General features: G+C 64.8%; 3 protein-coding genes. All 3 read left to right on the forward strand.

What is annotated here, in order from left to right:
* A partial coding sequence (locus EN964_RS24315) for a MurR/RpiR family transcriptional regulator (protein WP_164775966.1) occupies positions 1-815 on the forward strand: 815 nt, incomplete at its 5' end.
* Between the two features lie 192 nt (positions 816-1007).
* Complete coding sequence (locus EN964_RS24320; protein WP_127271405.1) at positions 1008-2171, forward strand: efflux RND transporter periplasmic adaptor subunit; 1164 nt, start codon at positions 1008-1010, stop codon at positions 2169-2171.
* On the forward strand, positions 2168-4899 hold a 2732-nt coding region (locus EN964_RS24325; protein ID WP_164775967.1), incomplete at its 3' end, for an efflux RND transporter permease subunit. The genes EN964_RS24320 and EN964_RS24325, both read left to right, overlap by 4 nt.

The following is a 4899-nucleotide window of genomic DNA, read 5'->3' on the forward strand; positions in this document are numbered from 1 at the left end:
TTGCCGAACTGATCGCCGATCGCCTCGGCACGATGCCGGCCGGCGAACGGCGCGCGGCCCAGACACTGATCGCCAACTATCCGATGATCGGCCTGAAAACGGTCGCTGAATTCTCGGCCGCGGCGGGCGTCTCCTCGCCGACGATCCTGCGTTTCGTCGCCCGGCTGGGCTTTCAGAACTATCCGGAATTCCAGTCGAGCCTGCAGGACGAACTGGCGGCGCAACTGCAATCGCCGGCGACAAGGACACTCAACCCGCCCTCGCCTGGCGGCGGCACGGTGTCGCCGATGCTGGAAGCGACGCTCGACAACATGCGCGAGACGTTCAGGCACCTGTCCGACAAGCAGCTTGCCGACATCGCCGCCCGGCTAGCGGACCGGCGCGGCAAGACCTTCCTGATCGGCGGCCGCTTCACCGATCCGCTGGCGCGCTACATGGCCGCCCACCTCGCCGTCATCCAGCCGGATGTCTTTCACCTCGCCGGGCAGGAGAGCATGTGGCGCGACCGGCTGATCGACATGGGCAAGCGCGACGTGCTGGTGATCTTCGACATCAGGCGCTACCAGGACAGCCTCGTCCGCTTCGCCGAGAAGGCGCATCAGCGTGGCGTCCAGATCGTGCTGTTCACCGACCAGTGGCTGTCGCCGATCGCCCGCTTTGCTCGTCATGTTATCGCCGGACGAACCGCGGTGCCGTCGGCATGGGACTCTTCGGCTGCCCTTTTCGTTGTCGCCGAAACGCTGATCGGCGCCGTCACCAGGCAACTGGAAGCAGAAGGCGCCAAACGCATTCGCGAGATGGAAAGTCTGCGTTAGTGCCTGTGCGACGATCCAAAGCGTTACGCATATTTTCTCAAAGGTTACATATATTTAATGTGCGCAGCCCCCGGAGAATTGTCATAAAGACGCGATATCGAGGCGGCTTCTTTGCCTTACAATAGCCTCGCTGCGTCTGCTTCATTCGGGAAACCGGTAGACGGAAGGATTGTTTTACCAACCGGAGTGCCGATGGCCGCCTGGAAACAGATACTTTTTGCACTTGTGGTGCTGGTGGTGGCGGCAGCCGCCTGGCTGCGCTTTTATCCCGGCGCGCCGGACGTGCTGGCACGCTGGGGCATCGACTGGGCCTCCGCGGCAACGCCCCCGGCTGAGACCGGCACCGCCAACGCGAAGCAGGCAAACGGCCGTAATGGCGGCAACCAGCGGGTGAACGTGGTCGCCCTTGCGGCCACTTCGGCTGTTATCAACGACCGCCTGCAGGCAATCGGCACCGGCCGTGCCAACGCCTCGGTGACCGTCAATCCCTACAGCTCCGGCCGCCTCGCCGAACTGCTGGTCGAATCCGGCAGCCATGTCGATAAGGGACAGATCCTCGCCACCCTGGATTCCGAGACCGAAGTGATCTCTCAGGACCGCGCCAAGCTCGCCTTGCAGGATGCGCAGGCCAAACTCGACCGCGTCAGGTCGCTTCGTGCCTCCAATGCCGCGACACCAGTCGCAGTGGCCGATGCCGAAGTGGTCTTGGCCGGCGCCAAGCTGGCGCTTCAGGATGCGGAACTGGCGCTGCAGCGCCGGTCGATACTGGCACCGATCGCTGGCACCGTCGGCATCCTGCCGATCTCGGCCGGCAATTATGTCACCAACCAGTCGGCCATCGCCACGCTCGACGACCGGTCCTCAATCCTGGTCGATTTCCTAGTGCCCGAGCGCTTCGCTGCCGCCGTCAAGGTCGGCGCACAATTGACGGCGACGCCGATCGCCAATCCCAGCAACGCTTATAGCGGCACCGTTTCGGCCATCGACAACCACATCGATGAAAAGAGCCGCACCCTGCTGGTCAAGGCCAAGATCGCCAACCCTGCGGATTCGTTGCGCGCCGGCATGTCGTTCGGCATCACCATGAAATTTCCGGGGCAAATCTATCCGGCCGTCAGCCCGCTGGCGATCCTGTGGGGGTCGGACGGCGCCTATGTCTGGCAGATCGAGGATGGCAAGGCCAGGCGGGTCCCGGTGCGCATCATACAGCGCAACACCGAGACCGTGCTGATCGACGCCGAGATCGACAATGGCGACATGGTGGTCACAGAGGGCACCCAGAGCGTCAGCGAGGGCGGCGCGGTCCGCCTTGCAGGTGAAGAGCAGCGCGCCGCGGACGCCGCCGCAGGCACATGACCAGCCCCGCCAACACTGCCAGCGAGACCGGCTTCACCGCCCTGTTCATCCGCAGGCCGGTGATGGCCTTCGTGCTGAACACACTGATTGCGGTCGCCGGCCTGGCCGCCTTCTACGGCGTCGAGATCCGCGAACTGCCTGATGTCGATCGCGCGGTCGTCACCGTTTCCACCACCTTCGAGGGCGCGGCGGCCGAGACCGTCGATCGCGAGCTGACCGACACCATCGAGGGCGCCGTCGCCCGCGTCTCCGGCGTCAAGTCGATCTCGTCGTCTTCCTCATTCGGCTCAAGCCGCGTCACCATCGAGTTCAACGATGGCGTCGATCTGAATGTCGCCGCCTCGGACGTGCGTGATGCCGTCGGCCGCGTCGCCAACCAGATGCCGGACACCGCCGATCCGCCGCGCATCGTCAAGGCCGACGCCAATTCCGACCCGGTGATGCGGCTGGCGGTGACCTCGGACAACATGTCGATCCAGGACATGACCGTGGTGGTCCAGGACCAGATCGAGGACGAGTTGGCCGCCGTGCCCGGCGTTGCCGACGTCCAGGTCTATGGCGACCGCGACAAGATCTTCCGCATCGACGTCGATCAGAACAAGCTGGCCAGCCTCGGCTTCACGGTTGCCGACCTCAGGGCCGCCCTTGCCTCGGTCGCCTTCGATTCCCCCGCAGGTTCGATCACCACGACCAACCAGGACCTGATCGTCCGCACGACTGCCGACGTCACCACGCCGGGAGAGTTCGAAAACATCATCATCGGCGGCACGACGCGCATCCGCGATGTCGCCACCGTCACACTCGGCCCCGACGTTGGCCAGACCACATTGCGCTCGGATGGCAAGACCGGCATCGGCATCGGCATCATCCGCCAGGCGGAATCGAACACGTTGGACATCTCGACCGGCGTCCAGTCCGCCGTCGCCAAGCTGCAGGAAAACCTGCCCAAGGGCATGTCGATCAAGATCACCAGCGACGACGCGGTCTTCGTCAAGGGCGCGGTGCACGAGGTCGAGATCGCGCTCGGCCTGTCCGTCACCATGGTGCTGATCGTCATCTATGTGTTTCTCCTAGACTGGCGCGCGACGCTGATCCCCGGCCTGGCGATGCCGGTCGCCATGATCGGCACCATCGCCGCCATCTATCTGGCCGGCTTCTCGGTCAACATCCTGACCCTGCTCGCGCTGGTGCTGGCGACCGGCCTGGTCGTCGACGACGCCATCGTCGTGCTCGAAAACATTGTGCGACGACGCAACGAAGGCATGGGACCGCGTGCGGCCGCTGTGCTTGGCGCGCAGGAAGTGTTCTTTGCCGTTATTGCCACCACCTTGACGCTGGTCGCCGTCTTCGTGCCGATTTCGTTCCTGCCCGGCCAGACTGGCGGCTTGTTCCGCGAATTCGGCTTCGTGCTTGCCATGTCGGTGCTCTTGTCCTGCGTGGTCGCGTTGACGCTGTGCCCGATGCTCGCCTCGCGCATGCTGACCGGCGCATCGCTCCACCACGAAGGTGGCCATGGCATCGGCGCCCGCATCGGCGGCGCGCTCAATACGGCTTACAAGCGCAGCCTGCACGCCTGCCTCGACGCGCCATGGATCGTGCTTCTGGTCGCGGTGCTGTTCGCCGGCACCGCCTTCACGCTGTTCGGCACCATCCGCCAGGAGCTGACGCCGACCGAGGACCGCGCTGCCGTGCTTCTGCGCATCAGCGCCCCGCAAGGCGTCAGCCTCGACTACACAACGCAGCAGATGCAGAAGATCGAGAGACTGATCCAGCCGATGCGCGATTCCGGCGAGATCCGCAGCACTTTCGAGAACGCCGGCCAGAACGGCTCCTACAACTCCGGCTTCATGGTGATGACGCTGGCGCCGTGGAACGAGCGCAGCCGCAGCCAGCAGGAGATCATGGCCGAGATCAGCCAGCTGACCAGGCAGGTGCCGAGCGTGCGCATCTTCCCGGTCCAGCCCAACAGCCTCGGTATCCGCGGCGCCGGCAACGGCCTGCAGTTCGCGCTGGTCGGCAACGACCGCAAGGCGCTCGGCGATGCCGCCGTGAAGATCATCGCCGAGATGCAGAAGGACCCGCGCTTCCAGACACCGCGCCTGTCCATCGACCCGACGCAGCCGCAACTCGCCGTGGCCATCGACCGCGAGCGCGCCTCTGACCTCGGCATCGACATATCGGGACTGGCCAACACCCTGCAGGCCATGCTCGACGGCAACGACGTCGTCGACGTCTACATCGCCGACCGCAGCTACGGCGTGAAGCTGGTCTCGACCACCAATCCGATCAACGATCCGACGGATCTGGAGAACATCTTCCTGAAAACAGCCGACGGACGTTTCGTGCCGATGTCGACCATCGCCACGCTGACCGAACGCGCCGTGCCGCCGTCGCTGTCGCGCGAACAGCAGCAGCCCTCTGTGGCGATCACGTCCAACCTCAGCGGCGACTTCGCGCTTGGCGATGCGCTCACCCGCGCCGAGCAAATCGCCACGCCGCTGCTGCCGCCAGGCAGCCGCATCCTGCCGCTGGCCGAGGCGGCGACGCTGGGCGAGACCAACAGCGCCATGGTCACCATTTTCGGCTTCGCGCTGGTCATCATCCTTTTGGTGCTGGCCGCCCAGTTCGAAAGTTTTGTCAGCGCCGTCATCATCATGGCGACGGTGCCGCTAGGGCTGGCCTGTGCGATTTTCGCGCTTCTCCTCTCGGGCACCAGTCTCAACGCCTA

This window comes from Mesorhizobium sp. M7A.F.Ca.CA.001.10.2.1 (assembly GCF_003998575.1).
Classification (GTDB): Bacteria; Pseudomonadota; Alphaproteobacteria; order Rhizobiales; family Rhizobiaceae; genus Mesorhizobium.